Source organism: Rhizobium sp. N621 (genome assembly GCF_001664325.1).
Taxonomy (GTDB): Bacteria; Pseudomonadota; Alphaproteobacteria; order Rhizobiales; family Rhizobiaceae; genus Rhizobium; species Rhizobium esperanzae.
The window spans coordinates 436,720-462,255 of sequence record NZ_CP013495.1; the positions used below are offsets into that span (position 1 = coordinate 436,720).

27 protein-coding genes are annotated in these 25,536 nt (G+C 62.6%); 15 read left to right on the forward strand and 12 right to left on the reverse strand.

Annotation, left to right across the window (positions count from 1 at the left end):
• Positions 1-82: 82 nt before the first annotated feature.
• The 6 genes from AMK00_RS02150 to AMK00_RS02175 all read right to left on the reverse strand — a co-directional run bounded on the left by AMK00_RS02150 (position 83) and on the right by AMK00_RS02175 (position 6,584).
• Positions 83-958, reverse strand: a complete 876-nt coding sequence (locus tag AMK00_RS02150) for a GNAT family N-acetyltransferase (protein ID WP_064809412.1) — start codon at positions 956-958, stop codon at positions 83-85.
• Between the two features lie 110 nt (positions 959-1,068).
• The gene (locus AMK00_RS02155; protein WP_064809414.1) at positions 1,069-3,351 is read right to left on the reverse strand and encodes a hybrid sensor histidine kinase/response regulator; all 2,283 of its coding nucleotides are present in this window, start codon (positions 3,349-3,351) and stop codon (positions 1,069-1,071) included.
• Between the two features lie 55 nt (positions 3,352-3,406).
• Entirely contained in the window at positions 3,407-3,910 is a 504-nt protein-coding gene (lspA, locus tag AMK00_RS02160; protein ID WP_064800454.1) for a signal peptidase II, read from the reverse strand.
• The gene (locus tag AMK00_RS02165) at positions 3,907-4,767 is read right to left on the reverse strand and encodes a TrmH family RNA methyltransferase (RefSeq protein WP_064809416.1); all 861 of its coding nucleotides are present in this window, start codon (positions 4,765-4,767) and stop codon (positions 3,907-3,909) included. Before AMK00_RS02165 ends, lspA begins: the two co-directional genes overlap by 4 nt.
• The gene (locus AMK00_RS02170) at positions 4,764-5,858 is read right to left on the reverse strand and encodes a class I SAM-dependent methyltransferase (protein ID WP_064809418.1); all 1,095 of its coding nucleotides are present in this window, start codon (positions 5,856-5,858) and stop codon (positions 4,764-4,766) included. The genes AMK00_RS02165 and AMK00_RS02170 overlap by 4 nt, the downstream gene beginning before the upstream one ends.
• A 126-nt stretch (positions 5,859-5,984) precedes the next feature.
• Complete coding sequence (locus tag AMK00_RS02175) at positions 5,985-6,584, reverse strand: NUDIX hydrolase (protein ID WP_123876168.1); 600 nt, start codon at positions 6,582-6,584, stop codon at positions 5,985-5,987.
• Positions 6,585-6,690: 106 nt separating this feature from the next.
• On the opposite strand from AMK00_RS02175, the gene AMK00_RS02180 reads away from it, so the two are divergent.
• Both AMK00_RS02180 and AMK00_RS02185 read left to right on the forward strand, forming a co-directional pair.
• Positions 6,691-7,146, forward strand: a complete 456-nt coding sequence (locus tag AMK00_RS02180) for an SRPBCC family protein (protein ID WP_064809421.1) — start codon at positions 6,691-6,693, stop codon at positions 7,144-7,146.
• Positions 7,147-7,205: 59 nt separating this feature from the next.
• On the forward strand, positions 7,206-7,640 hold the full coding sequence (locus AMK00_RS02185) for a GNAT family N-acetyltransferase (protein WP_064811620.1): 435 nt from the start codon (positions 7,206-7,208) through the stop codon (positions 7,638-7,640).
• A gap of 19 nt (positions 7,641-7,659) precedes the next feature.
• Here the strand turns inward: AMK00_RS02185 and AMK00_RS02190 are convergent, their stop codons facing one another.
• The 3 genes from AMK00_RS02190 to sppA form a co-directional block, all read right to left on the reverse strand.
• Positions 7,660-7,992, reverse strand: coding sequence for a LapA family protein (locus tag AMK00_RS02190; protein WP_064800459.1), 333 nt, complete (start codon positions 7,990-7,992; stop codon positions 7,660-7,662).
• 131 nt (positions 7,993-8,123) lie between these two features.
• Positions 8,124-8,423 (reverse strand): integration host factor subunit beta, encoded by a 300-nt coding sequence (locus tag AMK00_RS02195; protein ID WP_003544934.1) that lies wholly within the window; start codon positions 8,421-8,423, stop codon positions 8,124-8,126.
• Between the two features lie 29 nt (positions 8,424-8,452).
• Complete coding sequence (gene sppA, locus AMK00_RS02200) at positions 8,453-9,403, reverse strand: signal peptide peptidase SppA (protein WP_064809422.1); 951 nt, start codon at positions 9,401-9,403, stop codon at positions 8,453-8,455.
• A 224-nt stretch (positions 9,404-9,627) separates the two neighbouring features.
• Here sppA and lptC point away from each other — a divergent pair, with 224 nt between their 5' ends.
• The 7 genes from lptC (at position 9,628) to ptsN (ending at position 15,854) form a co-directional block, all read left to right on the forward strand.
• The gene (gene lptC / locus AMK00_RS02205; RefSeq protein ID WP_064800461.1) at positions 9,628-10,293 is read left to right on the forward strand and encodes an LPS export ABC transporter periplasmic protein LptC; all 666 of its coding nucleotides are present in this window, start codon (positions 9,628-9,630) and stop codon (positions 10,291-10,293) included.
• A 15-nt stretch (positions 10,294-10,308) separates the two neighbouring features.
• The gene (locus AMK00_RS02210; RefSeq protein ID WP_064809423.1) at positions 10,309-10,941 is read left to right on the forward strand and encodes an LptA/OstA family protein; all 633 of its coding nucleotides are present in this window, start codon (positions 10,309-10,311) and stop codon (positions 10,939-10,941) included.
• A gap of 37 nt (positions 10,942-10,978) precedes the next feature.
• Complete coding sequence (gene lptB / locus AMK00_RS02215; RefSeq protein WP_064800463.1) at positions 10,979-11,755, forward strand: LPS export ABC transporter ATP-binding protein; 777 nt, start codon at positions 10,979-10,981, stop codon at positions 11,753-11,755.
• A 141-nt stretch (positions 11,756-11,896) separates the two neighbouring features.
• Positions 11,897-13,456 (forward strand): RNA polymerase factor sigma-54, encoded by a 1,560-nt coding sequence (rpoN, locus tag AMK00_RS02220; protein WP_064809425.1) that lies wholly within the window; start codon positions 11,897-11,899, stop codon positions 13,454-13,456.
• An 88-nt stretch (positions 13,457-13,544) separates the two neighbouring features.
• Entirely contained in the window at positions 13,545-14,450 is a 906-nt protein-coding gene (locus AMK00_RS02225) for a DMT family transporter (RefSeq protein WP_064809427.1), read from the forward strand.
• Between the two features lie 290 nt (positions 14,451-14,740).
• A complete protein-coding gene (gene hpf, locus AMK00_RS02230; RefSeq protein ID WP_064800465.1) occupies positions 14,741-15,316 on the forward strand; it encodes a ribosome hibernation-promoting factor, HPF/YfiA family in 576 nt (191 codons plus the stop codon).
• Positions 15,317-15,389: 73 nt separating this feature from the next.
• Entirely contained in the window at positions 15,390-15,854 is a 465-nt protein-coding gene (ptsN, locus tag AMK00_RS02235) for a PTS IIA-like nitrogen regulatory protein PtsN (protein WP_011423788.1), read from the forward strand.
• 72 nt (positions 15,855-15,926) lie between these two features.
• Here the strand turns inward: ptsN and AMK00_RS02240 are convergent, their stop codons facing one another.
• The 3 genes from AMK00_RS02240 to AMK00_RS02250 all read right to left on the reverse strand — a co-directional run bounded on the left by AMK00_RS02240 (position 15,927) and on the right by AMK00_RS02250 (position 20,725).
• Complete coding sequence (locus AMK00_RS02240) at positions 15,927-18,281, reverse strand: methyl-accepting chemotaxis protein (RefSeq protein ID WP_064809428.1); 2,355 nt, start codon at positions 18,279-18,281, stop codon at positions 15,927-15,929.
• Positions 18,282-18,522: 241 nt separating this feature from the next.
• Positions 18,523-19,422 (reverse strand): ribokinase, encoded by a 900-nt coding sequence (locus tag AMK00_RS02245; RefSeq protein WP_064811621.1) that lies wholly within the window; start codon positions 19,420-19,422, stop codon positions 18,523-18,525.
• 79 nt (positions 19,423-19,501) lie between these two features.
• Positions 19,502-20,725, reverse strand: coding sequence for a DNA recombination protein RmuC (locus AMK00_RS02250; RefSeq protein WP_064809430.1), 1,224 nt, complete (start codon positions 20,723-20,725; stop codon positions 19,502-19,504).
• A gap of 203 nt (positions 20,726-20,928) precedes the next feature.
• Here AMK00_RS02250 and AMK00_RS02255 point away from each other — a divergent pair, with 203 nt between their 5' ends.
• From AMK00_RS02255 to truA, 6 genes are all read left to right on the forward strand, one after another.
• Positions 20,929-22,425, forward strand: coding sequence for a globin-coupled sensor protein (locus AMK00_RS02255; protein WP_064809432.1), 1,497 nt, complete (start codon positions 20,929-20,931; stop codon positions 22,423-22,425).
• 98 nt (positions 22,426-22,523) lie between these two features.
• A complete protein-coding gene (gene def, locus AMK00_RS02260; RefSeq protein ID WP_064811622.1) occupies positions 22,524-23,039 on the forward strand; it encodes a peptide deformylase in 516 nt (171 codons plus the stop codon).
• A gap of 63 nt (positions 23,040-23,102) precedes the next feature.
• The gene (locus AMK00_RS02265) at positions 23,103-23,363 is read left to right on the forward strand and encodes a FitA-like ribbon-helix-helix domain-containing protein (RefSeq protein WP_064809433.1); all 261 of its coding nucleotides are present in this window, start codon (positions 23,103-23,105) and stop codon (positions 23,361-23,363) included.
• Positions 23,360-23,779: a type II toxin-antitoxin system VapC family toxin gene (locus AMK00_RS02270; RefSeq protein ID WP_064809435.1), complete on the forward strand. Its 420-nt coding sequence runs from the start codon at positions 23,360-23,362 to the stop codon at positions 23,777-23,779. The genes AMK00_RS02265 and AMK00_RS02270 overlap by 4 nt, the downstream gene beginning before the upstream one ends.
• A 20-nt stretch (positions 23,780-23,799) precedes the next feature.
• Entirely contained in the window at positions 23,800-24,735 is a 936-nt protein-coding gene (fmt, locus tag AMK00_RS02275; RefSeq protein ID WP_064809436.1) for a methionyl-tRNA formyltransferase, read from the forward strand.
• The gene (gene truA, locus AMK00_RS02280) at positions 24,735-25,532 is read left to right on the forward strand and encodes a tRNA pseudouridine(38-40) synthase TruA (protein ID WP_064800470.1); all 798 of its coding nucleotides are present in this window, start codon (positions 24,735-24,737) and stop codon (positions 25,530-25,532) included. The genes fmt and truA overlap by 1 nt, the downstream gene beginning before the upstream one ends.
• Positions 25,533-25,536: the final 4 nt, after the last annotated feature.

Here is a 25,536-nt window from a genome sequence, read left to right on the forward strand (position 1 = left end):
TCCTCTCTCCCCGTCATTACGGGGAGAGAGTTAGGATGAGGGGCAGCCATTGATCCTATCGGACGGCAGCGCGACGAAGCGATCAGCTGGCGAAACGGCCGGCGTCGGCGCCGTAGTAGTTCAGGTAGCGGTCGGAAATGCTGGAGATCGGCAGCACGATCAGCACGTCGGTCGTGTTGAAGGCGTGGTCGATGACCGCGCTGGAGCCGACCATCGCGCCGAGTCTGAGATAGCCCTTGATCAGCGGCGGCAGGGCCATCAGCGCCCGCTTCGGGTTGACGGCCTCGGCCGGCATCAGGTCCATGTTGCGAGCGAGATGCGGCAGTGCGCCGACGGTCCATTCGTCCTTCGCCAGCACATTGTGGTAGAGGAAGGACAGCGCCAATGCGTGGCTTTCGAGGTAGACGCCTGGGAACGAGGCGCAGCCGAACATCGCGCTCATGCCGTGCTTCAGCGCATAAGCCCAGTTGCCCTGCCAGAGAAGCTCGACGGTGCGTTTGGTGCGGTATTCCGGCAGCACGCAGGAGCGTCCGAGTTCCATGAAACGCTTGTCCGGATGCCTGGCGAGCAGGCTCTCGATTTCGAATTCGGAAGCCGAGTAAAAACCGCCATTGGCGATCGCGACATCCTGGCGCAGCAGCCGGTAGGTGCCGACGATCTGGTCTTCCGGATCACCTTCGAGCGAGCGGTCGAGAACGAGAAGATGGTCGCAGAAAGCGTCATAAGCATCGAAATCCCGTTCGCGCCGCATGGCTTCCGGCGGCAGCTGCGCCTTCATTTCGTCGACGAAGACGCGGTAGCGCACGGCCTGGGCCGCATCGATCTCACGTGCCGTGCGGGCAAGGCGGGTTTCGAGATTGCCGATCCGGCCGAGGATGTCGCCGTCTTGCTGCGCAGCCGTCGACGGCCGTGCAGCCTCCGTGGTAACGTCACGATTCAGGATGTCGATGGAGGACATGGCGATTCTCCCGTTGCCGGCTTATCGACGCCATAAAACACTTCTGTGCGACAGGAAAGTGACATATTGAATTTCCCGGCGCAAGCAGCCTGCGCAGTCAATTCAGCGACCTACCGCGCCTCTGCCCGGCGGGCGGAAAGCGCGGCGACCGCCTGAACTTCCGTCAGCAGCCGCACCGGGTCGACCGGTTTCACCATGACGCGGTTGGCGCCATTGAGCAAGACCTGGCGGCGCGACTCGTCGCTCTTGTCGGCGGTGAGCACGATCACCGGCACCGGGTCGAGATCGAGCCGCCTTTCGTGGCCGCGCAGCCGCCCCAGCATGTCGATGCCGTTGCCGCCGGGCATCGACAGATCGCTGATGATGATGTCGGGCCGAGCGTTCGCCTCGCCGAGGGCGCAATCGAGGAGCGTCTCGAAATCCTCGACATGGTGCACCTTGTGTCCGCCCTTTTCGAGCATGACGCGCACCAGCATCGCATTGATCGGATCGTCCTCTCCGAGCAGGATGCGCAGCCCGTGTGCGGCAACCACGGTGTCGGTCATTGGCAGGCCGAAGCCCGGTTGGTTGTCGTTCAGCGCGTCGCGCTTCTCCATGCCGCGCATGCGCCCGCGCAGCACATCGATCAGCGACTGTTCGCGCAGCGGCCGGATGAGCCAGGCATCGAACAGGTCGAGCGGATGGGCGCTGCGCTCTTCCGGGTTGACGAGCAGGACCTTGCGCAGGCCAAGTGCAGCGATTTCGGCGCGATCGGCGAGGTGCGCTGAAAATTCCGCCGACATGCGATGATCGACGATGATATCGGTCGGCCGGCGGCCGCCGCTCGCCATTCCGAGCAGCCTCGCGCGCGCAGCCTCGCCGGTGTCGACGAGATGGCAAATGCCGCCGAGCGCGGTGATCGTTTCGGCAATGGCGGAGCGGGCAGCCCCCGCCGGCGCCAGCAGCACGACGCTGTTGCCGGAAAGCAGCGTGTTTCGCCGCTCGGAACGCTCGCTATCGAGTTCAATCGGGAAGCGGATGGTGAACGTGCTGCCTTTGCCCTTTTCGCTGGTGACCGTCAGGGCGCCGTCGAATTCGCGCATGATGCGGGCGGAGATGGCAAGGCCGAGCCCGGTGCCGCCGCTCTTGTCGGCAACGTTTCCACCCTGCTCGAACTCGCCGAAGACACGCGCCTGCTCCTCCGCCGTCATGCCCGGACCGGTGTCGGTGACGGTGATCAGGAGGTTGCCGGCATCAAGCGATACGCGGATGAAAACGCCGCCGGCCTGGGTGAATTTGACGGCATTGCCGATGACGTTGAACAGAACCTGGCGCAGGCGCGCCGCATCGAAGCTCATTTTCTCCGGAACGTCTGATGACACGGTGGCGCCGATCTCGATGCCCTTTTCATGCGCCCGGTGGGCGAGCATTTCGACAACGCTTTCCAGGAGCTTCCGCAGCGATTCCGAGCGCGGGTGAAGCTCGAATCGGCCGACCTCGATGGTGGAAAAATCGAGCAGATCCTCGACAAGCTGCGTCAAGGCGTGGCCGGACTGGCGGATGTTGGCCAGATAATTCTGCTGCTCCTGCGTCAGCCTCGTTTCCGCGAGCAGGTGCGTCATGCCGAGAATGCCGGAAAGCGGCGTGCGCACCTCGTGGCTGACGGTTGCAAGCAGTCGGGATTTCGCGGCGCTGTTATACTCGGCCTTCTGGCGGGCGGACTCGCGGCCCTGCGCGACGAGCCGTTCCTCCGTCACATCACGGGCAACACTCTGCAGCAGCAGGTGACCGCTGCCCGGATCGCGGGTGACGACGTCGCGCCACAGGAAAATACGCTGGCCTTCCGGCGTCGATATCTCGACGTCGTAGCAGTGCGGGATCGGGCCGGGGCGGAAGGCAAGCCCGATCTCTTCGCAGGTCCGCCCTTCCGGGCGCAGCCGGCCGGTCAGCCGGCGAAACGTGTCGTTGGCCGAGATGATGCGCCGGTCCATGGCGCGGGTGAGGGTGATGTCGCCGAGCACATCATGCACCTCGGCGAAGAGCTTCGCGCCATCATCGCCGTTCGGAGTGGATCGACCGGCCGGCTGCCCGCTTCTCTGCCGGCGAACCACCAGCACGGCATAGCCGGCGATGACGGCAAGGCCGAGAGCGACGAGACCGCCCGAAAGGAGCAGCGGCTCGCCGGCATGGGCGAGCAGCGTCAGGATCATCGCGGCCAGAAAACCGGCGCCGCTCAGCCAGTAGAACAGCAGGCGCCGCGTCGCTGCAGGCCCCGACAGGGGAGTAGTACCCGTGCGCGCTGGCGATGCGCCGGGACGCGGAGAGGGTTCCTCCGTCCGCTCCTGATGCGGCTTGACGGCGGCTCCGCCGAAGGCGGCGGACAATCTTTCCTGCAACTGTCCCAGACTCTGCATGGTATCTGGATAACATGAGGCTTGTTCCGAATGCCTTCAGGAATTCGATACAATTTTAGCGGCCGGCCTTTTTCGGCAGCAGCAGTTCCTCGAGAATGACGCAGCCGGCGCCGATGGTGATGAAACTGTCGGCGAGATTGAACACCGCAAACGACCAGCTTTCGGTGTAGAAGAGGATGTAGTCGATCACATGCCCATAGGCGAAGCGGTCGACAAGATTGCCGATCGCCCCGGCAATGATCAGCGCATAGCCGAGATGGGCGAGCCAGCGGTCTTTTGCCGTGCGGTACCACAGCCAGATGACGAAGGCGACGATGACGAGCCGCATGCCGACGATAAACCAGCCGTCCATACCCTCCAGCATCGAAAAGGCGACGCCGAGATTATAAGTGCGGTAGAGCGCCAGCATCGGAATGACGGGCACGGCTTCCTGCAGCGGCAGGTAATGATCGACGGCGACCTTGACGACCTGGTCGATCAGAACGGCGAAGAGGATGAAGAAGAGGATCGGCGCCGGGCGCGAAAACAGTGCGGGGCGTGCATGCGTCGGTTCGGTCATTTGCCCTCGGCAAGTGAGAGGAGATGGCGGCGCGCTTCGAAAAGCATGACGGCGGTGGCGACGGCGAGGTTGAGGGAATCGGCGCGGCCCTGCTGCGGGATGCGGGCAAGCGCATCGGCTTCCCGGGCGAGCTGGTCCGGCAGGCCGGATTGTTCGTTGCCCATCAGCAGTACGGTGGGCTTCCTCCGGTAGTCGATCGTGCGATAATCGACCGCGCCGGCCAGATGGGTGGCGACTATGGAAACGCCGGCCGACTTCCGCCAGGCCAAGAACTCCTCCGGCGTCGCCCGCGCGACCGGAACGGCAAAGACCGAGCCCATGGTTGCCCGCACAGTCTCCAGCGAGAAGGGATCGGTCGTCTCGCCGATCAGAATAATGCCGGACGCGCCGGCGGCATCGGCCGTCCGGATGATGGTGCCGAGATTGCCCGGATCGCGCACCCGGTCGAGCGCCACCCACGTCTCACCCTCCTGGGGTCGGATGCCCTTAAGCGGCGTCCAGCGCTGCTCGAAGATGCCGACGACCATTTGCGGGTTGTCGCGCCGGGTGATTGCGGCAATCACCTTTTCACTGACTTCGAGCACCAGCCCGCCCGCGGCGACGGTCCTTGCCGCCATCTGCTCGACCAGCGGCTTGCCTTTGGCGGCCTTGGCATAGACCAGCGTGCGGATCGTCCAGCCGAGCTCGATCGCATCGATGACGAGCTTCAGACCTTCGGCGAGGAAAGTCCCGCTTTCCTCCCGCGACTTCTTGTTGGTCAGCGCCTTGATGTCCTTGATGATCGGATTGGCGAGCGAGGTGACTTCCTTCACCTGCCCGACCCTGCGCGGTCCCTGATCGTGGAAGTCCTTGCTCATTGCGGCACCCAGCGGGAAAAGAGGGAGGTGGAAAGCGCGCGGCCCGGCGTTTTGCCGTCGAGGCCTGCCTCGCGAATCACCAGCTCGCCGGATTCGACCGCGCCGCCGGCGCCGCGCATCGTTTCGCGCATCAGCTCGTGGATCGAATAGAAGCTGGCGCGGATCGAATAGGCCGTCAGCACCAGGCCGACCGCCTTCGGCGACAGGATTTCGCGGCAGACATCGAGCATCAATGGCAGATGCTCGAAAAGATGCCAGACTTCGCCATTGGGGCCGCGGCCGAATTTAGGCGGATCGGTCAGGATGATGTCGTACTGGCTGCCGCGGCGTTCCTCGCGCAGGATGAACTTCATCGCATCCTCGCAGATCCAGCGGATCGGCAGCTTCTCCATGCGCCCGAGCGCCTGGTTCTCGCGCGCCCAGCCAATCGCCTTCTTCGACGCGTCGACATGGGTGACCTCGGCGCCGGCAGCGGCGGCGACCAGCGAGGCGACGCCGGTATAACCGAAGAGGTTCAGCACCTTCAGCGGCCGGCCGGCCTTTTCAACCTGCTCTTTCATCCAGCTCCAGTGCACGATCTGCTCGGGAAAGACGCCGACGTGACGGAACGAGGTGAAGCGGCCGAGAAAATCGACGCCGAGCAGGTTGAGCGGCCAGGTCTCGCCGAGTGCGGCCTTCGGAAAGCGCCAGCGGCCGGTGCCTTCCTCGTCGGTATCGCCGGTGAAGACGGCATCGACCTTTTCCCAGATTTGCGGCGCCAGCGAAGGCCGCCACAGCGCCTGGGCCTCCGGGCGGATGATGCGGTAGGGGCCATATTGCTCGAGCTTCTGGCCGTCGCCGCTGTCGATCAGGTGGAAATCGCCGGCGCCGAGCGATTCGAGAATGACAGGCACGCGCTCCGCCGGCCGACCGCCGCTGCGTACCATGAGCGGGCGCGAAACCGCGGCCGCCGCAGTCTCGCGAACTGTATCGCGTGTGGCCGCGGGGCGCACCACGGGCTTCAGTGATCGGCCGGCCCGATCGTCCCTGCGGCTTTCACCGGCGGGACCTGATGTCTTCTTCTGGCCCGGCCGGCGTTCTCTTTGTTTCAACGTGCTCTTCCGCGTCTCTGTCGGGGTGTCTTGCAGGCTATGCAGTAGCCCAGAAGACCGTGCCGGATCAACTGCGCGCTGGTCGGCCCCGGCGAGAGGGCAGCTTCTGCGGGCACAGCGCCTATTTCAAGCCCTCGGACGCGCCCCTCTCCGAAGCCAGCTTTCTGCCGCATAAAGTGCAGCGACATGCATCGACTGCATGATGACGGCGCCGGATTGCAGGTCGCCGAGGATGGCGGCAAGATCGGTAAACAGCAGCTCGACCTTCTCGCCGGGGTCGAAACGCGGTTCGCCGGCCCGGCTCAGACCGAGCGCCAGCCAGCTCGTCACCGTGTTGCTATGGCTGGCCGCATTCGGATAGGAGGTGAGCAGCTTGACGAAGGTCGAGGCTTCATAGCCGGTCTCTTCCCGCAGTTCGCGCTGTGCCGCCGCCAACGCCGCATCGCCGCTCTTGCCGTCGCCAGTCTTGCCATCGTCTGCTTCGACACCGCCGGCGACGAGGCCGAGCACGATCTCGCCGCGGCCGTGCCGGTATTCCCGCGTCAGCAGCACCCGCCCGTCGGGCATGACTGGGATGACGTTGATCCAGTCGGGATAATCGAGCACATGGAATGGCGCGATGACGATTCCGTCGGCGGTGACGCAATCGTCGCTCCGCACCCTGATCCAGCGGTCTTCATAGGTGATGCGGCTTGCCGTCACGCTCCAGGGCTTCAGTTCGTTCATCGGCCAATTCCTCACTCGGGATCGTAGCGCAGATAACATTCCCCTCCGCCTTGGCAAAGCGCTTTCCCGCTGGATAAGTTGAGCGAATCGAAGATGGGGCTGCCGAATGGATTTCACCGGCGAAGAACGTATCGCCGCGCCGCGGGACATGGTCTGGGCAGCGCTCAACGATCCGGAGATCATGCGTGGCTGCATTCCCGGCTGCCAGGGCATCGAGCGGCTATCGCCAAGCGCGTTCGAGGCGACGATCAAGGTGAAGTTCAGCCTGTTCTCCGCCACCTTCCATGGGTTACTGACGCTTTCCAATATCGATGCGCCGGAAAGCTATACGCTGTCGGCGGAAGGCAAGGGCGGCCTGGCTGGCTTCGCCAGGGGCAGCGCCGATGTCGTACTCGAGGCGAGCGGCGAGGAGACGATCCTGCACTATCGGGCCAAGGCCGAACTCGGCGGCAGGCTCGCTCAGCTCGGCGCACGCCTGCTCGATTCGACCTCGCAGCGGCTGGCCGAGGGCTTCTTCTCGGATTTCAATACTGCGGTCGTTGCAAAAATGGCTGCGGATTGAGCATCGAAGGCTTTCGCTGCGGGCTTGGCGCGGACCCGTGCCTGAGCTATTCCGACATGATGACATGGACCATCAGGCCGCCGCGGGCGGAAGACCAGGAAATGCTCGCGGACATCTATCTTTCCGTGCGCCGCCAGACATTCGTCTGGGTCGATCCCGGCAAGTTTCACCGCGAGGATTTCTCCGCTCATACCAATGGTGAGACGATCTTCGTCTGCGAGCATGTCGATGGCAGCCTTGCCGGCTTCCTGTCGCTCTGGCCGGAGGACGATTTCATTCACATGCTTTATATAAGGCCCGAGTTTCAGGGTCTTGGCGCCGGCACGGCGCTGCTCCGGGCGCTGCCGGAGTGGCCGCAACATAAGTACCGTCTGAAATGCCTGGTGAACAACCGACGGGCGAAGGCCTTCTACCTTTCCCACGGTTTTGCCGTGACCGGCAATGGCGCGTCGCCGGAAGGCGATTATGAGGAGCTGAGCTTTTCTCCGGTTTGACTCGGGCGGTGAGCCGATCTCACCGCGACGGCAGCTGGCCGGCGATGTCCTCCGCGCGGGTCCTGTGGCGGTCGGCCTCGCCCTGCCAGCGAATGGCTTCCTTGGCCTCGGTGCGGGCGCGCTTGCGGTGTTTGCCCTGGCTGAACCAGGTGGCGGCCGAGCCGATCAGCATGCCTGCTATCAGCGCGATGAACAGGAAGACGAAGAAGGGCGCGGAAACAGCAAGCACCGGATCGTCGGGCCTGAAGGGATTGAAGGCGAGCGTGACGCTCTGCCGGTTGGCGACGCAGAAGACGATGAGGATGACGCCGAGCGGCAGCAAAATCAACAGGTTGACAATCTTCTTGGCCATTTGAACTCTCCATGCGCCTTATATATGCATCGGCCCGAAAATCGATTCCGACTTTCGGGCCGATGCGCTAGCAGAATAGGAAAACGGTGTTCAAGTTCAAGTGCGGTTTCGCCGCAGGCGGCTCGCGCCGCTCAATCCTCTTCGTCGGCCTGGCCGGGATTGAGCCGCTCGCGCAGTTCCTTGCCTGTTTTGAAGAAGGGAACCCACTTTTCCTCGACGAAGACGGTATCGCCGGTGCGCGGGTTGCGGCCGGAGCGGGAAGGGCGGTTCTTGACCGAAAACGCGCCGAAGCCGCGCAATTCGACGCGGTTGCCCGCAGCCAGTGCATCGGTGATCTCGTCGAGAACCGCGTTGACGATATTTTCGACGTCGCGATGATAGAGATGCGGGTTGCGTGCCGCAACAATCTGCACCAATTCGGACTTGATCACAGTCGCCCCCTTAAATTATTGATTTCTTATCAATCGCGGCCAACCTGCCAAACTGAAAGCAGCCCGTCAAGAAGCAACTTTGGGGGTAGGATTCCATTGATATCCTGACCCCTGACAAGATCATCATAACCCAGGATAGTAACCAGCCGCGAAACAGCTCCAGCGAGCAGAAAAGGCGTGTTGCTCTTCTTGTCCCAATCCACCATCGGCAGATCAACGTCGACGCCACGCGATTTGAGATAGGCGCGGATTTCCGCCTCGCCGCCGATCGTATCGACGAGTTTCGCCTGGAGCGCCTGCCGGCCGGTATAGATCGTCCCGTCGGCGAGTTTCAGCACCTCCTCGCGGGGCAGCTTGCGCCGGTCGGCCACTAGGTCGACGAACCAGTTGTAGCTGTCAATCACCATGTTGCGGATCATCGCCTTGGCTTCCTCGCTCGCCTCGTGGAAGGGCGAAGGCTCGGCCTTCAGCGGCGAGGACTTGATCTCCTGCAGCGACACGCCGATCTTGTCGAGCAGCGGCTGGATCTGCGGGTACTGGAAGATGACGCCGATCGAGCCGGTGATCGAGCTGTCGCCGGCAATGATCGTGTCGCCGGCGGTGGCGACCATATAGCCGGCGGAAGCGGCCAGCGTGCGCACGTCGGAGACGACGGGCTTCTTCGCTGATATCGCCCGGATCGCCTTGAAGATTTTTTCGCCGCCATAGGTCGTGCCGCCGGGCGAGGAGATCGAAATCACCGCGGCCTTCACCTGATCGCTGGTCTCGACCTTCTTTAGCCGCTCCAGCAGCTCGTCATCATCGACGATCAGCCCCGATATCGTCACATGGGCGATTTGCGGACTTGCCGTGCCGGCCTCGCCGACGGCGAAGCGGTAAAAGGCAAAACCGAGCGCCACGATGAGGGCGACCGCGACGATGCGCCAGAAGCCGAGCTTGCGGCGCAGCCGCCGGCGATCCGCGATGATCGAACTGTCCATGAGATACCTCCAGCGCTGGCCCGGGTCGGCATGGCGCCGATGAGCCCGGTGAAATGGGTGGCAGCGGCGCGTATGAATGCCACTTTTGTATGTTTTTCCATTTTGTTGCTTGTTGCAGAAAAAATTCCATATTGGCAAGCCAATGTAATAATGCGAAACGAACTGTGATTGCCGGCCGGCTTTGTTACGCAGGCGAGGCAATCACCGCACATGGAACGAGACCTATGCTCGATACCCTGAAGAACAACGGACATGCCGCTTATGCGGGCTCCGGCAGGAGCCCCTATCGCGATGCGTTGTTCCATTCCGCCCGCGTGCGGCGGCTGAAGATCTTGCTGCCGTTGGCCGCCCTTATCGTCGCCGGCGCGCTTGCGACGGTGGCCTTGGTGAGCCTCTACCTGCCCGAAAACGTCAAGTTCGAAGGCGCCAAGATCGAGAACGGCAAGGTCGTGATGGAAAAGCCGGCAATTGCCGGACGCAACTCCGACGGCGTCAATTATTCCATGCTTGCCGAAAGGGCGCTGCAGGATATCCGCAATCCCGATCTCATCACCCTCGAGACCATCAAGGCCGCCGTGCCGATGAATGACGGGCTGATTGCCCGCGTCATCGCTTCGACTGCCGATTATAATCGCGCCACCGATAACCTGCATATGACGGCTCCCTTCACCCTGGTGCTGAGCAGCGGCCTCAACGCGCAATTCCAGTCCGCCCGGCTCGACATCAAGGGCGGCAACATGCGCAGCGACGACCCCGTCACCATCACAAAGGACAATGCTTCCATTGTTGCGAAGACGCTGGAGATAACCGATAAGGGGCGCGTGATCACATTCGAGGGGAATGTTCGCATGAATGTCGATCCATCCACCATTCATAAACAGGGCACTTAACCAGCCGGGTCACCCATGACAAAAGATTGTCGCATTTCAGCTTGCAAGACGGGCATCGCATTCGTTGCCGGCGCATTTGCCCTTATTCTGACGGTCTCGGGCGCTGGGGCGCAGTCGACCACCATGTCGGGCATGAAGCTTTCCAACGACCAGCCGATCCAGATCGAAAGCGACAAGCTGGAGATCCATGACCAGGAGCACACGGCGCTCTTCACCGGCAACGTCAAGGTCGTCCAGGGCACGACGACGATGCAGTCCGGCAAGATGACCGTCTATTACAAGGACAAGGCGGCAAAGTCGGGCGCCGGCGCGCCGGCTCAACCCGAGGCGAAGCCCGCGCAGTCGGCCTCGCTGGCGTCGGGAAGTGCGGATATCGACAAGATCCTGGTGACGGACAAGGTCTACCTGGTCTCGGGCACGCAGACGGCGACTGCCGACGACGGCAATTTCGACATGGCCTCGCAGACATTCATCCTGACCGCGGATCAGGGAAACAAGGTCATTCTGTCGGACGGTCCGAACGTCTTCACCGGCTGCAAGCTGACCGTTCACATGCAAACCGGCCAGGCGGAGCTTGAAAGCTGCGGCGGTCGTGTCCAGATTCAGCTCGATCCGAAATCGCAGCCGAACGCGCAGAAGCAGAACTGAACCGGCCTCCCACGTGAAATTATCATCGCTATCAACCATGTTCGGCAGGCCTGAGCCGCACGCTGCGGGTGCCGCCGACAAGAGCCGCTATCAGGGAACGCTGATCGCCCGTGGTCTGACCAAGACCTATGCGACGCGCCGTGTCGTCAACGGCGTCTCCCTGGTGGTGCGTCGCGGCGAAGCCGTCGGCCTGCTCGGCCCGAACGGCGCCGGCAAGACGACCTGCTTTTACATGATCACCGGCCTGGTGCCGGTGGATGAAGGCACGATCGAGATCGACGGAAACGATGTCACGACCATGCCGATGTACCGCCGCTCGCGCCTCGGCGTCGGTTACCTGCCGCAGGAGGCCTCGATCTTTCGCGGACTGACGGTGGAAGAAAATATCCGCGCCGTCCTCGAAGTGCATGTGAAGGACAAGGCCGAGCGCGAGCAGAAGCTGAACGAGCTGCTTGAGGAATTTCATATCCAGAAGCTGCGCAAGAGCGCGGCCGTCGCCCTTTCCGGCGGCGAACGCCGCCGTCTTGAAATCGCACGAGCGCTTGCAACCGACCCGACTTTCATGTTGCTCGACGAGCCCTTCGCCGGTGTCGACCCGATTTCGGTCGCCGATATCCAGAACCTCGTCCACCACCTGACGGCCCGCGGCATCGGCGTTCTCATTACCGACCACAATGTGCGTGAGACGCTTGGCCTCATCGACCGCGCCTATATCATCCATGCCGGTGAAGTGCTGACCCACGGCCGGGCCAACGACATCGTCAACAATCCGGAAGTGCGCCGGCTCTATCTCGGCGATAATTTCAGCCTCTGATCCCGCGCCGATTCACCTTGCCGCGTAGTTCCGCTTGACCAAATGAGATAAAAAAGCAATTTTTGGGCCAACTCGGATTTCCGTGGCCTGAAGCGTGGATCGGGCGCGGTTTCCTGGAGTCGAGGGAGTTTCGCGTCCGTCATGGCACTGTCCGCCAATCTATTTCTGCGCCAGAGCCAGTCCCTGGTCATGACGCCGCAACTGATGCAATCCATCCAGTTGCTGCAGATGACCCATTTCGAGCTCACTCAGTTCATCGCTCAGGAAGTGGAGAAGAACCCGCTGCTCGAATTTCCGTCGAATGACGGGGAGGCGGGCGACGAACGGCCGGCAGGCGAGGACGAGCAGTTCGGTCATTCGCCGGAGGACGCCGGCTCGGACGACGGCGCCGACAATCGCGCCGAGGCGCTGTCGAGTGACTGGTACGACAATGGCGGCAGCGAAAGCAGCAGCCGGCTGAACGACGAGCTCGACGCCAATTACACCAATGTCTTTCCCGATGACGGTGGTCCGCAGCGCCTCGACGCACCGGAACTCGTCGGTCAGTGGAAGTCGATGCCGGGCAGCGCCGACGGCGCCGATTACGATCTCGACGATTTTGTCGCCGGCCAGGTGTCGCTGCGCGATCATCTCGCTCAGCAGATCCCCTTCGTGCTGCCCGATATGAGCGACCGGCTGATCGCGCAGAATTTTATCGATCAGCTCGACGATGCCGGTTACATCCAGGTCGATCTGGTCGAGACCGGCGAGCGGCTCGGCACCAGTCTCACGCAGGTCGAACACGTGCTCGCCGCCCTCCAGACGCTTGATCCGCCGGGTGTTTTTGCCCGCAGCCTCGCCGAATGCCTGGCGATCCAGCTCAGGCAGAAGGACCGTTACGACCCTGCCATGCAGGCGCTGGTCGAAAATCTCGAGCTCCTGGCCCGGCGCGACTTCGCCACGCTGAAGCGGCTCTGTGGCGTTGACGAGGAAGATCTTCTCGACATGCTCGGCGAGATCCGCCAGCTCAATCCGAAGCCCGGCAGCGGTTTCGAGACGGGTGTTTCCGAAGCGATCATGCCCGATGTCGTCGTCAGGCCCTCCGCGGAGGGTGGCTGGCTGGTCGAGCTCAATCCGGATACGCTGCCGCGCGTGCTTGTTAATCAGTCCTATTTTTCCCGCGTGACCCGGAACGGCGAGGATCATGCCTTCCTTTCCGAGTGCCTGCAGAGCGCCAACTGGCTGACCCGCAGCCTCGACCAGCGGGCAAAGACCATCATGAAGGTGGCAAGCGAGATCGTCCGCCAGCAGGACGTCTTCCTGCTGCACGGTGTCGACCATTTGCGGCCGCTGAACCTGAAAACGGTGGCCGAGGCGATCAAGATGCATGAATCCACCGTCAGCCGCGTCACCTCGAACAAATATATGCTGACGCCGCGCGGCCTCTTCGAACTCAAATATTTCTTCACCGTGTCGATCGGCGCGGTCGAGGGCGGCGACAGCCATTCGGCCGAGGCCGTGCGCCACAAGATCCGCGCGCTGATCATGCAGGAGAGCCCCGACGCGGTGCTCTCCGATGACGATATCGTCGACATGCTGAAGAAGGGCGGCATCGATCTCGCCCGCCGCACGGTCGCGAAATACCGGGAAGCGATGAACATCGCTTCCTCGGTCCAGCGCCGCCGCGAGAAACGGGCGCTCGCCAAGGTCGCGGGCTTCTGAGGCAGCAGGACGCTTCGACCGTGATCGAAGCATCCACTTCGCAAATTGGCCTATTTCTCCCGTGTCTTAAACGAATATCGATGTGCCTATGACGCCGCAAAATCCGAAGCTTGCCAGAGAACTTGTCCTGCTTTTGGTGCTGGCGACCCTCTGGGGTTCTTCCTACACCTTTATCAAGATCGGGGTCGAAACGATCCCGCCGGTGACCTTGATCGCGGTGCGCACACTGATCGCCGGCGCCATTCTGCTGGCCGTGCTTCGCCATCGGCATGTCCGCCTGCCGCGCGACCGCGCGACATGGCGCCTGTTCGTCGTCCAGGCCTGCCTGAACAGCGTCATTCCTTTCACGCTGATCGCCTGGGCGGAGCAGTCCGTCGATGCCGGACTGGCGGTGATCCTGAATTCGGCGACGCCGATCTTCACCTTCCTGCTGACCGTGTCGATAACCCGCCATGAGCAGGCGACGGCGCGGAAGCTTTTCGGCGTCGTCTCCGGGCTTGCCGGCATCTGCCTCGTCATCGGCGTCGAAGCGCTCGGCGGTCTTGGCGAAAGCCTGATGGCGCAGCTTGCCATCATCCTGGCGACCATCTGTTATGCCGGGGCTGCGATTTTCAGCAAGAACTTCAGAGGCCTTGATCCCGCCGTGCCGGCGGCCGGTTCGCTGATCTCAGGCGCGGTCATTCTGATGCCCGTGAGCCTGATCGTCGATCGGCCGTGGGGGCTCGATCCCTCGGCCGCATCGGTGCTGGCGCTGCTTGCCCTTTCCGCCTTTTCGACGGCGCTTGCCTTTACGATCTATTTCCGCCTCGTTCAGACGCTGGGTTCGGTCGGAACCACGTCGCAAGCCTATCTCCGCGTGCCGATCGGTGTCGCGATCGGTATCGTCTTCCTCGGTGAAAGCCTGAGCCCGACGGCCTGGATCGGGCTCACCTGCGTCATTCTCGGTGTCATCGCCATGACGATGCCGCGCACAACGCAGGCGCGAAGCGCGTGAGCTCATGAAAGGAAGTTGCTGGAAGGCTCCTTCCGCAGGAGATTTGCTACAGCTTCTGCGAGCGCGCCCGGGGCTGATTCGGCGTCCTATTGACTTTCTGGTAACCTCTGGCTAGAAGCCCGCCGCAATTGGCGCCGTGAACGGCGTTTTGAAGTTATCCCCATCATCCCAAGGGCACCGAGGGCCCACAGGCCTGCGCCGATCTTGCTTGAGATTGCGCGAAGTGCTTGGATGAACCCGAGGCTTGGCGTAAACTGATACCCGCAAACGACCATAAGAAGGGAAACTCCATGAGTGTGCGTGTATCCGGGAAACATATGGAAATTGGTGAATCCTTCCGTCAAAAGATCGAGGACCAAATTGCTACGGCCATCACGAAATACTTCGATGGGGGGTATTCCGGCCAGGTGACCGTCGAAAAGGCGAGTTCTCGTTTCTCGGCAGACTGCAAGCTTCATCTCGACAGCGGGGTGGTGCTTCATGCCGCCGGCGAAGCCACGGATCCGCAGCTTGCTTTCGACGCCGCTTCCGAGCGCATCGAGAAACGCCTGCGCCGTTACAAGCGCAAGCTGAAGGACCATCATGCCGGAAACCACCTGAATGGCTTTGCAGAAGTCTCCTACACGGTCATGGACTCCGTTCCTGATCACGAGGATGAAATTCCCGACGATTTCGCCCCGGCAATCGTCGCTGAAAGCACGAAGCAGTTGAAGACCATGTCCGTCGCCACCGCCGTGATGGCGCTCGACATGACCGATGAGCCGCTTCTCCTGTTCCGCAGTCCCGGCAAGGAACATCTGAATATCGTTTATCGTCGGCACGACGGAAATATTGGCTGGATCGATTCGGCCAATATCAAAGGCTGAGATCAGGGCGGTGAGCGGCGGTATCGCCGCCGCTCCTCGCATCATCTGATCCCGGCGACAGAAGGAAAAAGAAATGGCATTGGCAGATTTGCTCCATCAGGATGCGATCATTCCCGCCCTCAGAGTAAATTCCAAGAAACAGTTGCTTCAGGAATTGGCGGCAAGAGCCGCGAGGATCACCGGGCTCTCCGAACGGGAGATTTTCGACGTCATCCTGCAGCGCGAACGCCTCGGCTCGACCGGCGTCGGCAACGGTATCGCCATTCCCCACGGCAAGCTGGTGAACATTCATTCCATCGTCGGCATCTTCGCCCGGCTGGAGCAGCCTGTCGATTTCGAAGCGCTGGACGACCAGCCGGTCGATCTCGTCTTCCTGCTGCTGGCACCGGAGGGCGCCGGCGCCGATCATCTCAAAGCCCTGTCGCGCATCGCCCGCGTCCTGCGCGATCAAGACCTGGTTGCAAAGCTGCGGGCCACCGATTCCGCCTCGGCGATCTACGCCTTCCTCAACGAGGAGCAGACGTCGAACGCTGCTTGAGCTGCATAATTTCTAAATGAAAAAAGGCGCCTGATTTCGCAGGCGCCTTTTTTCTTATGCAGGGCTGAACGGTCAGAACTCTTCCCAGTTATCCCGAGCCACGGCAGCCGAGCCATGCGATTGAGGCGTGGTGCGGCGGGTCGCCGGGGCGTGGCGGACCGCGGGAGCAGCCGCGAAATGTGAGGGGGCTGCAGCCGGCGCACGCATCTGCCTTGCCACGGAGGCGAGTGCAGTCGCGTTGGCGGAGCCGGAGACGCTGAAGCGCGTGGCGAGCGCCTTCAGCGTCTGCGCCTCGTCGTTGAGCGCCACGCTGGCGGCGGTCGCTTCCTCCACCATCGCCGCATTCTGCTGCGTCACCTGATCCATCTGGTTCATGGCCTGGTTGATTTCCTTCAGCCCGACCGCCTGTTCGCTCGCCGATGCCGAGATCTGCCGGATGAGGCTGTTGATGCCCATCACCTGTTCGGCGATCTTGTGCAGCGTGCCGCCGGCGCGCCCGACGAGATCGACGCCTTCCTTGACCTGGACGGCCGACGTGTTGATCAGCGTCTTGATCTCCTTGGCAGCATTGGCCGAACGCTGCGCGAGTTCACGCACTTCCTGGGCGACGACGGCAAAACCCTTGCCGGCTTCGCCGGCGCGGGCCGCTTCGACGCCGGCATTCAGCGCCAGCAGGTTCGTCTGGAAGGCGATTTCGTCGATGACGCCGATAATCCGCGAAACCTCCGTCGAAGACTGCTCGATCCCATGCATAGAGGCGATGGCTTTCTGCACCACTTCGCCTGATTTCTCGGCATCCTGGCAGGCGAGGTTGACGTTGTCGGCAGCCGTGCGGGCATTCTCGGCACTGGAATCGACCTGGGCGGTAAGCTCATTGAGCGCTGCCGCCGTCTCTTCCAGGCTTGCCGCCTGCTGCTCGGTGCGTTTGGCGAGGTCGGAAGCGCTGTTGCTGATCTCGCCGGTGCCGGCGCCGATATTGACGACGCTGAGATTCATCGTGTTGATGGTCTCTTCGAGGCTCGCAAGCGCGGCGTTGAAGTCCTGCTTCAGTTTGCCGTATTCGCCGGGGAATTCCTCGGTGATGCGGTGACCCAGATTGCCCTGGGACAGTTCGGAAAGGCCGGCGCCGACGATCGAGACGATATGACGCTGCAGCGACACCGATTGTTGCCGTTCCGATTCCGAACGGCTGCGCTCGGTCTCGGCGGCCTGTCGCTGGTGGGTGGCCTCGTCTTCGAGGCGCCTGGAGTCGGCGAGTTTGAAGCGGAAGCCTTCGAGCGCCTTGGCGACCGAACCGACTTCGTCGGTACGGTCCTGGGCAGCGATGGGTTCGGCATATTCGCCGTCGCTGAGCGTTTTGACGCTAGCGACAAGGCTGCCGAGCGGCCGCTGTACGAGCGAGCGGACGGCGAAATAGAGCGCGAGCATCACCGCACCGAGCACGATCAGGCCGGTGGCGATCATCATGTAGGTCTGGTCCTGCACCGGCGCGTTGATCGCCGTGTGCGGGACATCGACAAGCACGACCCAGGTGGCGTTGACGCCGGGGACTTCGAACGGATAGACGACGCGGTCGAAGGGGTCGAGGCCGTCATAAGTGAGATTCCTGACAAGGCCGGGCTGCTTGTTCGACAGCGCCGCCTTGACGACGTCGGCGCCTTCGCCGTCATATTGTTTCGTCATCAGGTCGGGGATCGGCGCGACGATCCAGTTGCCGGCCTGCGACAGCAGCGTCACGCGCCCCGAGCCGAAGGGATGCAGCGCCTGCAGCTTGTCGGTCAGCGACTTCAGCGAGATGTCGACACCGCCGACACCGATCATCTTGCCGCCCGCTATGACGGGATAGGCAATTGATGTCAGCAGCGTCGGTACATCTGTTCCCTGGGCGAGATAGGGGGTTGTGATCGCGCCCTTGCGGCTGTCGGCAGCAAGCTTCCACCATTCGGCGGTATAGTCATTGTCGAAGGTGGAGTATTGAATGCCACCGTCCTTGGTCTTCGACCAATAGGGCGTGAAGGCGCCGTTCTTGTTCGTGCCTTCGTCATTATTGTTGGCGATCTCGGTGGTCTTGCCGTCGAGCGCGCCGAGCTGCTCGCAGAACCAGCTGCCGAAGGCAAAGGCGTTCTGTTCGAGATTGGCCTTCAGCACGTTGATCATGCCCTTGCGATCGAGCGACTTGCCGTCGTGGGCGCGGCCGAGGACGCCCATCATGCTGCGCGCGGCACTGGCGAGCTCGCCGACATTGGCGGCGATTTCATTGGCGATCGATTTTGCTTCGAGGTTGGCCTGATCCATCGTCAGCGTCTGGACGCGATCCCGGGTCTGGCCGATGAGGAAGAAATTCGAAACGATGAGAACAAGCGCGATGGCGATGCCGGTGATGACGATAAGCTTCGCCGCAAGCGATTTCATGCGAAAGATGAACATGGGGTCCTCGGGCAAGGATGCGCCGAAGGGGCATTCTTCGGCACAGGAGCGAAGGCATGGCTCCGTCATGGAGCAGCCGCATGAGCCGCGGATCCGCAAGCGCGAAGACCCGGCGATCACTGGGAAGATCGCCGGAGACCTCTTAAATTTGAGTGAAACTTTAGGGGTTTATATGAGGAAAGCCGCAGAAATCCCCTCAAAATCGAAGGGAGGTCCGGCCACCTTTCGCAAGGAGGCCAGCCTATATTCTGTCTGCGACTTCCTCGCTCAAAGGAATCGACGGTTGCGCGCCTGATTTGAGGCATGCGAGTGAACCGGCGACCGCCGCGCGGCGCAGCGCCGTCGGAAAATCCACGCCGTCATCGAGGCTGGCGGCGAAATAGCCGCAGAAGGTGTCTCCCGCTCCGACCGTGTCGACAGGATCGATCGCCAACCCTTGCGCCCGTGAAATGACCCCGTCGCGGATGGCGATGACGCCGTCACCGCCGAGCGTCACGATCAGCGTCTGGCCGGTCTCCTGATGCAGGCGGACAAGCGCTGCCTCGCGCTCTTGCGTGTCCATGCCGTTCTGTCCGGCGAGCCGCTCGAACTCGGTCTCATTGGCAATGACGATATCGGCCAGGCGACCGAGACGCGGTGCATCGGGGATCAAGGGGGCGAGGTTGAGGATGCTGGTGATGCCCTTGGCGCGCGCGGCCGAGAGCGCGCGTTCGACGGCCGCGACAGGCACCTCGAGCTGCAACATCAGCATGTCGCCTTCGTTCATGCGGCCGATCGCGATTTCCGCATCCGCAGGCGTGACCAAGCCGTTGGCGCCCGGAACCACGGCGATCATGTTCTCGCCGTCGCCGCCGACGAGGATCAGCGCCGTGCCTGTGGGGCCGTCGACATGCTTGACGAGGGAGAGGTCGGTTCCGGCCTCATCGAGCAGGGCGAGAGCATCGGCGGCAAAAGCATCCTTGCCGACGGCGCCGGCCATGTGCACATAGCGGCCGGCGCGACGGGCTGCCAGCGCCTGGTTGGCGCCCTTGCCGCCGGCGGCCGTGGCAAAACCGTTGCCGGCCACCGTCTCGCCGGGCTTTGGCAGTCGCTCGGTCGTGGCGATGAGATCCATGTTGATGGATCCGAAAACTGTGATCATCAGGCTGTCCCGTCTTTTGGAGCATGCGAATGACATCATGCTCCTGCTATTTCATGGGGCGAGACACTGCCCGAAGCGATCACTCCTCGTCAACCACCCGAAGCTTGAGAAGGCCGGTACGGCTTTCCACGGATTTGGCCGGAGTCTCGTCGTGGCGGGCGGGCTTGGCGTCGCCGCCTGCCTCGAATTCCAGCGCTTCGATCTTGGCGCCGCGCCTGGTGAGCTTGTCGGCCGACGTGACCACCATGTCGATATCTTTCTGCGCCAGGGCGAAATGGCCCTGCAGCTTGCGCACCCGCTCGTCGAGGCGGCTGAGATCGTCCATCAGCAGCGCCACCTCGCCCTGGATCAGATGCGCCTGCGCCCGCATGCGCTGGTCTTTCAGCACCGCCTGGATGACCTGGATCGACAGCATCAGCAGGGATGGCGAGACGATGACGATGCGCGCCCGGTGCGCCTTCTGCACCAGGGCCTCGAAGTTCTCGTGGATCTCCGCGAAAATCGACTCTGACGGCACGAAGAGAAAGGCCGTCTCCTGGGTTTCCCCCTGAATCAGATATTTCTCCGAAATATCCCGGATATGGATCTCCATGTCGCGGCGGAACTGCTGGCCGGCGATCTTGGTGGCCTCGGGGCTGCCGGCGTCGCGGATGGCGTTCCAGGCTTCGAGCGGGAACTTCGCATCGATGACGAGCGGCGGCGCGCCGTTCGGCATGTGGATCGTGCAATCCGGCCGCGAGCCGTTCGAAAGCGTCTGCTGGAAGGCATAAGCGCCCATCGGCAGGCCGTCCGCGACGATCGTCTCCATCCGCGACTGGCCGAAGGCGCCGCGCGTCTGCTTGTTCGAGAGAATCGCCTGCAGTCCGACGACGTCCTTGGCGAGCGTCTGGATATTGTTCTGCGCCGCATCGATGACCGCCAGCCGCTCCTGCAGCCGCTGCAGATTCTCATGCGTCGATTTGGTCTGCTCGGTGATCGTCGAGCTCATGCGCTGCGACATGCCGTCGAGGCGTTGATTGATCGACTGATTGAGTTCGCTTTGCCGCGCGCCGAAAACCTCGGCCATGGCCGTGATGCGGCCCTGCATCTCGGCCTGGATCTTCAAAAGCTCGGCCATGCGCATCGCACTTTCCCTGGCGCGCAGATCTGCCTCCTCCGCCTGTTCGCGGCGAAGGCCGGCGGAGCGCAGAGAAAGGACGATCACCAGCAGGATGATGGCGGCAAGAACGCCGCCGGCCAGCGCCGGCATGGCCGGGCTGATAGAGGCGACGGAAGCTGCGAGCGATTCGGAAGTGACGGTCATGGCGCAACCATAACAGAAGATGCGGCAAGATATAGATCAAAACGTGAACGAAATCGGCGATCCTCAATATCTCAAGAGGCCGCCGCGCCTTGCCGGCCAACGCGGAAAATCGCGGCCGGATTTAACGATTGCTCAACCATATTCGCCAAAAGCTGTGGCGCAGAATTCCCTCCCGCGCCGTCGCGCCAAATACAGAGATACCCATGACATCCCAGCAGACCGACAGCGCGCTCAAGCAGCGTCTCGATTTCATCGAACTGGACGAGGCGGCGCGCAAGTCGATGCGGGAGCTGCGCCCTCTGATTGCCGAGCTGATCGGCGGCGCCCTCGATAAATTCTACGCCAAGATCGCCAGGACTCCCGCTGTCTCGAGCTTCTTCACGGACAAGAGCCATGTCGGCCATGCCAAGAAGCGGCAGCAGGATCATTGGGCCAATCTTGCAAGCGGTACGTTTGACGAGCGCTACGTCGAGGGCGTGACTGGCGTCGGCCGCACGCATGCCCGCATCGGGCTGGAGCCGCGCTGGTATATCGGCGGCTATGCCATCGTCATGTCCGAGCTCGTCAAGGGCATCATGGAGAAGCAGTGGCCGTCGGTCTTCGCGCGCCAGCAGGGTAAACTGCTCGCCGAGAAGCTGTCGGCGGTCATCAAGGCGGGCATGCTCGACATGGATTATTCCATCTCGGTCTATCTCGAGACGCTTGAAGCCAAGCGTCAGGCTCTGGAAGAGCAGCGCGCCCAAGCCGAGGCTGATCAGACGATGGCGCTGGAGCAGCTGCGCCGCGGTCTGGAGGCGCTGTCGAGCGGGGATCTCGAGGCCACCCTGCCATCCGACCTGCCGGGCAATTTCCGGCAGATGGCCGAGGATTACAATCGTGCCGTCAAGGCTCTTCGCCAGTCCTTCGCATCGGTGCGCGACACGTCGGGCCATATCATGAACGGCGCCGACGTCATCTCCAATGCGACCAATGACCTGGCGTTGCGCACTGCCCAGCAGGCGGCGGGTGTCGAGGAGAGTTCGGCTGCCCTGCAGCAGCTTTCCGTCAGCGTCGGCCAGACCGCCGCCAATGCCGAGAAGGCTTCGGATGCCGTACGCGAGACGCAGCAGAAGGCGAAGAATTCGGGTGAACTCGTCACCAGCGCCGTCTCGGCGATGGCCGGCATCGAAAAATCCTCGACGGAGATTTCCAAGATCATCGGCGTCATCGACGAGATCGCCTTCCAGACCAATCTGCTGGCGCTGAACGCCGGCGTCGAGGCAGCGCGCGCTGGTGATGCCGGCAAGGGCTTTGCCGTCGTCGCCCAGGAAGTGCGCCAGCTGGCCCAGCGCACGGCCGAAGCCGCCAAGGAGATCAAGAACCTGATCTCGCAGAGCTCGACCCAGGTTAATGAGGGTGTCGGCATCGTCTCCAGCACCGGCGAGGCGCTGAACGACATGATCGGCCGCATCGACATCATCAACCGCTTCGTCGCCGATATCGCCGCTGCCGCCCGCGATCAGGCGACCGGCGTCAACGAGGTCAGTGTGGCGATCCGCAGCATGGGCGAGATCACCCAGCAGAATTCCGGCATGGTCGAGCGCACGTCGGCGGAAACCGGCCGCCTCAAGGACGAGGTGGACCAGCTGATCGAGCTGCTGCGCCGCTTCCGCGCCCGGCCGGAAGGCCGTTCCGTCGCCGCCACCCGCCGGGCGGCATGAGGCGAATATGGCGAAATTCCGGGCGGGGATGGAAAAAAGCGTCTTCCCCGCCCGCCGGATAATTCCATAGTGGGAAAAGATGGGTTATGGGAACGCCCATGACCATCAAGCCACTCATCATTCTTCCCGATCCCCTTCTCCGCCAGCTGTCCAAGCCGATCGAGCGGGTCGACGCCGAGCTGCAGCGTCTGGCCGACGACATGCTGGAAACCATGTATGACGCGCCGGGCATCGGCCTTGCCGCCATCCAGATCGGCATACCGCGACGCATGCTTGTCATCGACGTGTCGCGCGAAGGCGAAGAAAAGCAGCCGCAGGTCTTCATCAATCCGGAGATCGTCAAATCTTCCGACGAACGCTCGGTCTATGAGGAAGGCTGCCTGTCGATTCCGGATTATTATGCCGAGGTCGAGCGCCCGGCGGTCGTCTCGGTCAAATATCTCGACCGCAACGGCAAGGAACAGACGGTGGAAGCCGACGGCCTGCTCGCCACCTGCCTGCAGCACGAGATCGACCACCTGAACGGCGTGCTGTTCATCGATCACATCTCACGGCTGAAGCGCGAGATGGTGATCAAGAAGTTCACCAAGGCGGCGAAGTCCAAGGCACTCTGACGAGCGTTGAAAATGCGCCGGCGAGGCACTATGATATCACCGATATCATGATGGAGGTGCCGAATGGGTGACCTGCTTATTCGCGATGTTCCTGACGCAATGAAGCGGCAACTTCAGGAAAGCGCGCAGCGCAATGGCCGCAGCCTTTCGGAAGAGGCGATCGAAATCATCCGCCGGCAGATTGCGGTCGGGCGTTCGGGGGCTTCCGCCGGACAGCGCCTGCGCTCGCTGATGAGCGATGAAAAGTTAAGCGATGAGGAAGTGGAAGCTATCGCCGCATCTCGTCACGAACACGACCGCGAACCGCCGCGCTTCGACAAATGATCGTCCTCGATACGAATGTGATTTCCGAGTTGCAGGGGAGGACCCATAGCGAGCGGATATTGAGCTGGCTTGATGGTTACGACGTCGAGATGCTTTTCCTGACGACGATCGCCGTCGCTGAAATGCGCTATGGTCTTGAACTTCTTGATGACGGCAGGCGGAAGGCAACATTGATATCCGACTTCAACAGGATCGAGTCGGAATTTGCCGGCCGCGTGCTCGGTTTTTCCCTGAGCGCGGCCAATCGTTACGGCCTCCTGGCGGCGCAGCGCAGAAAGATGGGGCGGCCGATGGAAACGAAGGATGGGATGATTGCCGCCATCTGCCTGGCAAACGGCGCGACGCTCGCCACCCGCAACACCCGAGATTTCGAGGGGCTTGATCTCAAGCTCGTAAACCCGTTTGAAGACGGCTGATCCTCAATTGGCGAGATAGAATGTCTCTTAGCATCATTTTCATGGGAACCCCGGAGTTCTCGGTCCCGACGCTGCGCCTGCTCGTCGACGCCGGCCACAGGATCGTCGCCGTCTATACGCAGCCGCCGCGGCCGGGCGGCCGGCGCGGGCTCGATCTGCAGAAATCGCCGGTGCATCAGGCGGCCGAACTGCTTGGTCTGCCGGTGTTCACGCCGATTAATTTCAGGGATGCGGAGGAGCGCGAGAGGTTTGCCGCGTTCAAGGCCGATGTCGCCGTCGTCGTCGCCTACGGGCTGCTGCTGCCGGAGGCTGTTTTGAACGGCACCCGCGACGGCTGCTACAACGGCCACGCCTCGCTGCTGCCGCGCTGGCGCGGTGCTGCGCCCATCCAGCGGGCGATCATGGCGGGTGACGAAAAGACCGGCATGATGGTGATGAAGATGGACAAGGGGCTCGACACCGGCGCTGTCGCGCTGACCCGCGAAGTCGAGATCGGCCCGAACATGACGGCGGGCGAATTGCACGACCGGATTATGCTCGTCGGCGCCAAGGCGATGGCGGAAGCCATGGTGAAGCTCGAGATGAACGACCTGCCGCTGACGCCGCAGCGGGAGGAGGGCGTGCTGTACGCCGCCAAGATCGACAAGGCCGAGACGCGCATCGATTTTGCAAGAAATGCCAGTGATGTGCACAACCATATCCGCGGCCTGGCGCCATTTCCCGGCGCCTGGTTCGAGCTTGAGATCGGCGGCAGGCCGGAGCGGGTCAAGGTACTGGGATCCGAACTGGCCGAGGGGCAGGGCGCTGCCGGGCAGCTGCTGACCGACGATCTCGTCGTCGCCTGTGCTTCCGGCGCCGTGCGGCTGACACGGCTGCAGAAGGCCGGCGGTAAGCCGCTGACCGCAGCGGATTTCCTCCGCGGTACGCCGCTTGCCGCCGGCACGAGGCTTTCCTGATGCCGCGTTTCCGCATGACCGTCGAATATGACGGCGGCCCCTATGTCGGCTGGCAGCGGCAGGAGAACGGCCCCTCGGTGCAGGGGGCGATCGAGGCGGCGGTGTTGTCGCTGACCGGCGAGACCGTGTCGATCCGCGGCGCCGGTCGCACCGATTCCGGCGTTCACGCCATGGGACAGGTGATCCATGCCGACCTTTCCAAGGACTGGTCGCCCTACAAGCTGCAAAATGCCCTGAACGCGCATCTGAGGCTTGCCGGCGAGCGTGTCTCCATTCTCGACGTCGAGGCGGTTCCCGATTTTTTCGATGCCCGCTTTTCGGCACTGCGGCGCCATTACCTCTATCGCATCGTCAGCCGCCGGGCGCCGCTGGCGCTCGAAGCCGGCAAGGCGTGGTGGGTGCCGAAGACGCTCGATCACGAGGTCATGCACGCCGCCGCCCAGAGGCTGGTCGGCCGGCACGATTTCTCCACTTTCCGCTCCGCCCATTGCCAGGCGAACAGCCCGGTGCGCACGCTCGACCGGCTTGACGTGACGCGAAATGGCGAATTGATCGAGATCCGCGCCACGGCGCAGAGCTTTCTCCACAACCAGATCCGTTCCTTCGCCGGCACGCTGAAGCTTGCCGGCGAAGGCAAATGGACCCCTGGGGATGTGCAGGCGGCGCTCGAGGCGCAGGACCGCAAGGCCTGCGGCCCGGTGGCGCCGCCCGAAGGGCTCTATTTCCTGCAGGTGGATTATCCCGAGGTGATCACTGACCGCCGCAGGCCCGCCGAGGAAAACGACGACGATCTCTGATGCT

Coding starts and splice junctions, on each gene's coding strand:
- AMK00_RS02150 (WP_064809412.1), bottom strand. CDS start 958: ATGTCCTCCATCGACATCCTGAATCGTGACGTTACCACGGAGGCTGCA.
- AMK00_RS02155 (WP_064809414.1), bottom strand. CDS start 3,351: ATGCAGAGTCTGGGACAGTTGCAGGAAAGATTGTCCGCCGCCTTCGGC.
- lspA (WP_064800454.1), bottom strand. CDS start 3,910: ATGACCGAACCGACGCATGCACGCCCCGCACTGTTTTCGCGCCCGGCG.
- AMK00_RS02165 (WP_064809416.1), bottom strand. CDS start 4,767: ATGAGCAAGGACTTCCACGATCAGGGACCGCGCAGGGTCGGGCAGGTG.
- AMK00_RS02175 (WP_123876168.1), bottom strand. CDS start 6,584: ATGAACGAACTGAAGCCCTGGAGCGTGACGGCAAGCCGCATCACCTAT.
- AMK00_RS02180 (WP_064809421.1), top strand. CDS start 6,691: ATGGATTTCACCGGCGAAGAACGTATCGCCGCGCCGCGGGACATGGTC.
- AMK00_RS02185 (WP_064811620.1), top strand. CDS start 7,206: ATGACATGGACCATCAGGCCGCCGCGGGCGGAAGACCAGGAAATGCTC.
- AMK00_RS02190 (WP_064800459.1), bottom strand. CDS start 7,992: ATGGCCAAGAAGATTGTCAACCTGTTGATTTTGCTGCCGCTCGGCGTC.
- sppA (WP_064809422.1), bottom strand. CDS start 9,403: ATGGACAGTTCGATCATCGCGGATCGCCGGCGGCTGCGCCGCAAGCTC.
- lptC (WP_064800461.1), top strand. CDS start 9,628: ATGCTCGATACCCTGAAGAACAACGGACATGCCGCTTATGCGGGCTCC.
- AMK00_RS02210 (WP_064809423.1), top strand. CDS start 10,309: ATGACAAAAGATTGTCGCATTTCAGCTTGCAAGACGGGCATCGCATTC.
- lptB (WP_064800463.1), top strand. CDS start 10,979: ATGTTCGGCAGGCCTGAGCCGCACGCTGCGGGTGCCGCCGACAAGAGC.
- rpoN (WP_064809425.1), top strand. CDS start 11,897: ATGGCACTGTCCGCCAATCTATTTCTGCGCCAGAGCCAGTCCCTGGTC.
- AMK00_RS02225 (WP_064809427.1), top strand. CDS start 13,545: ATGACGCCGCAAAATCCGAAGCTTGCCAGAGAACTTGTCCTGCTTTTG.
- hpf (WP_064800465.1), top strand. CDS start 14,741: ATGAGTGTGCGTGTATCCGGGAAACATATGGAAATTGGTGAATCCTTC.
- ptsN (WP_011423788.1), top strand. CDS start 15,390: ATGGCATTGGCAGATTTGCTCCATCAGGATGCGATCATTCCCGCCCTC.
- AMK00_RS02240 (WP_064809428.1), bottom strand. CDS start 18,281: ATGTTCATCTTTCGCATGAAATCGCTTGCGGCGAAGCTTATCGTCATC.
- AMK00_RS02245 (WP_064811621.1), bottom strand. CDS start 19,422: ATGATCACAGTTTTCGGATCCATCAACATGGATCTCATCGCCACGACC.
- AMK00_RS02250 (WP_064809430.1), bottom strand. CDS start 20,725: ATGACCGTCACTTCCGAATCGCTCGCAGCTTCCGTCGCCTCTATCAGC.
- AMK00_RS02255 (WP_064809432.1), top strand. CDS start 20,929: ATGACATCCCAGCAGACCGACAGCGCGCTCAAGCAGCGTCTCGATTTC.
- def (WP_064811622.1), top strand. CDS start 22,524: ATGACCATCAAGCCACTCATCATTCTTCCCGATCCCCTTCTCCGCCAG.
- AMK00_RS02265 (WP_064809433.1), top strand. CDS start 23,103: ATGGGTGACCTGCTTATTCGCGATGTTCCTGACGCAATGAAGCGGCAA.
- AMK00_RS02270 (WP_064809435.1), top strand. CDS start 23,360: ATGATCGTCCTCGATACGAATGTGATTTCCGAGTTGCAGGGGAGGACC.
- fmt (WP_064809436.1), top strand. CDS start 23,800: ATGTCTCTTAGCATCATTTTCATGGGAACCCCGGAGTTCTCGGTCCCG.
- truA (WP_064800470.1), top strand. CDS start 24,735: ATGCCGCGTTTCCGCATGACCGTCGAATATGACGGCGGCCCCTATGTC.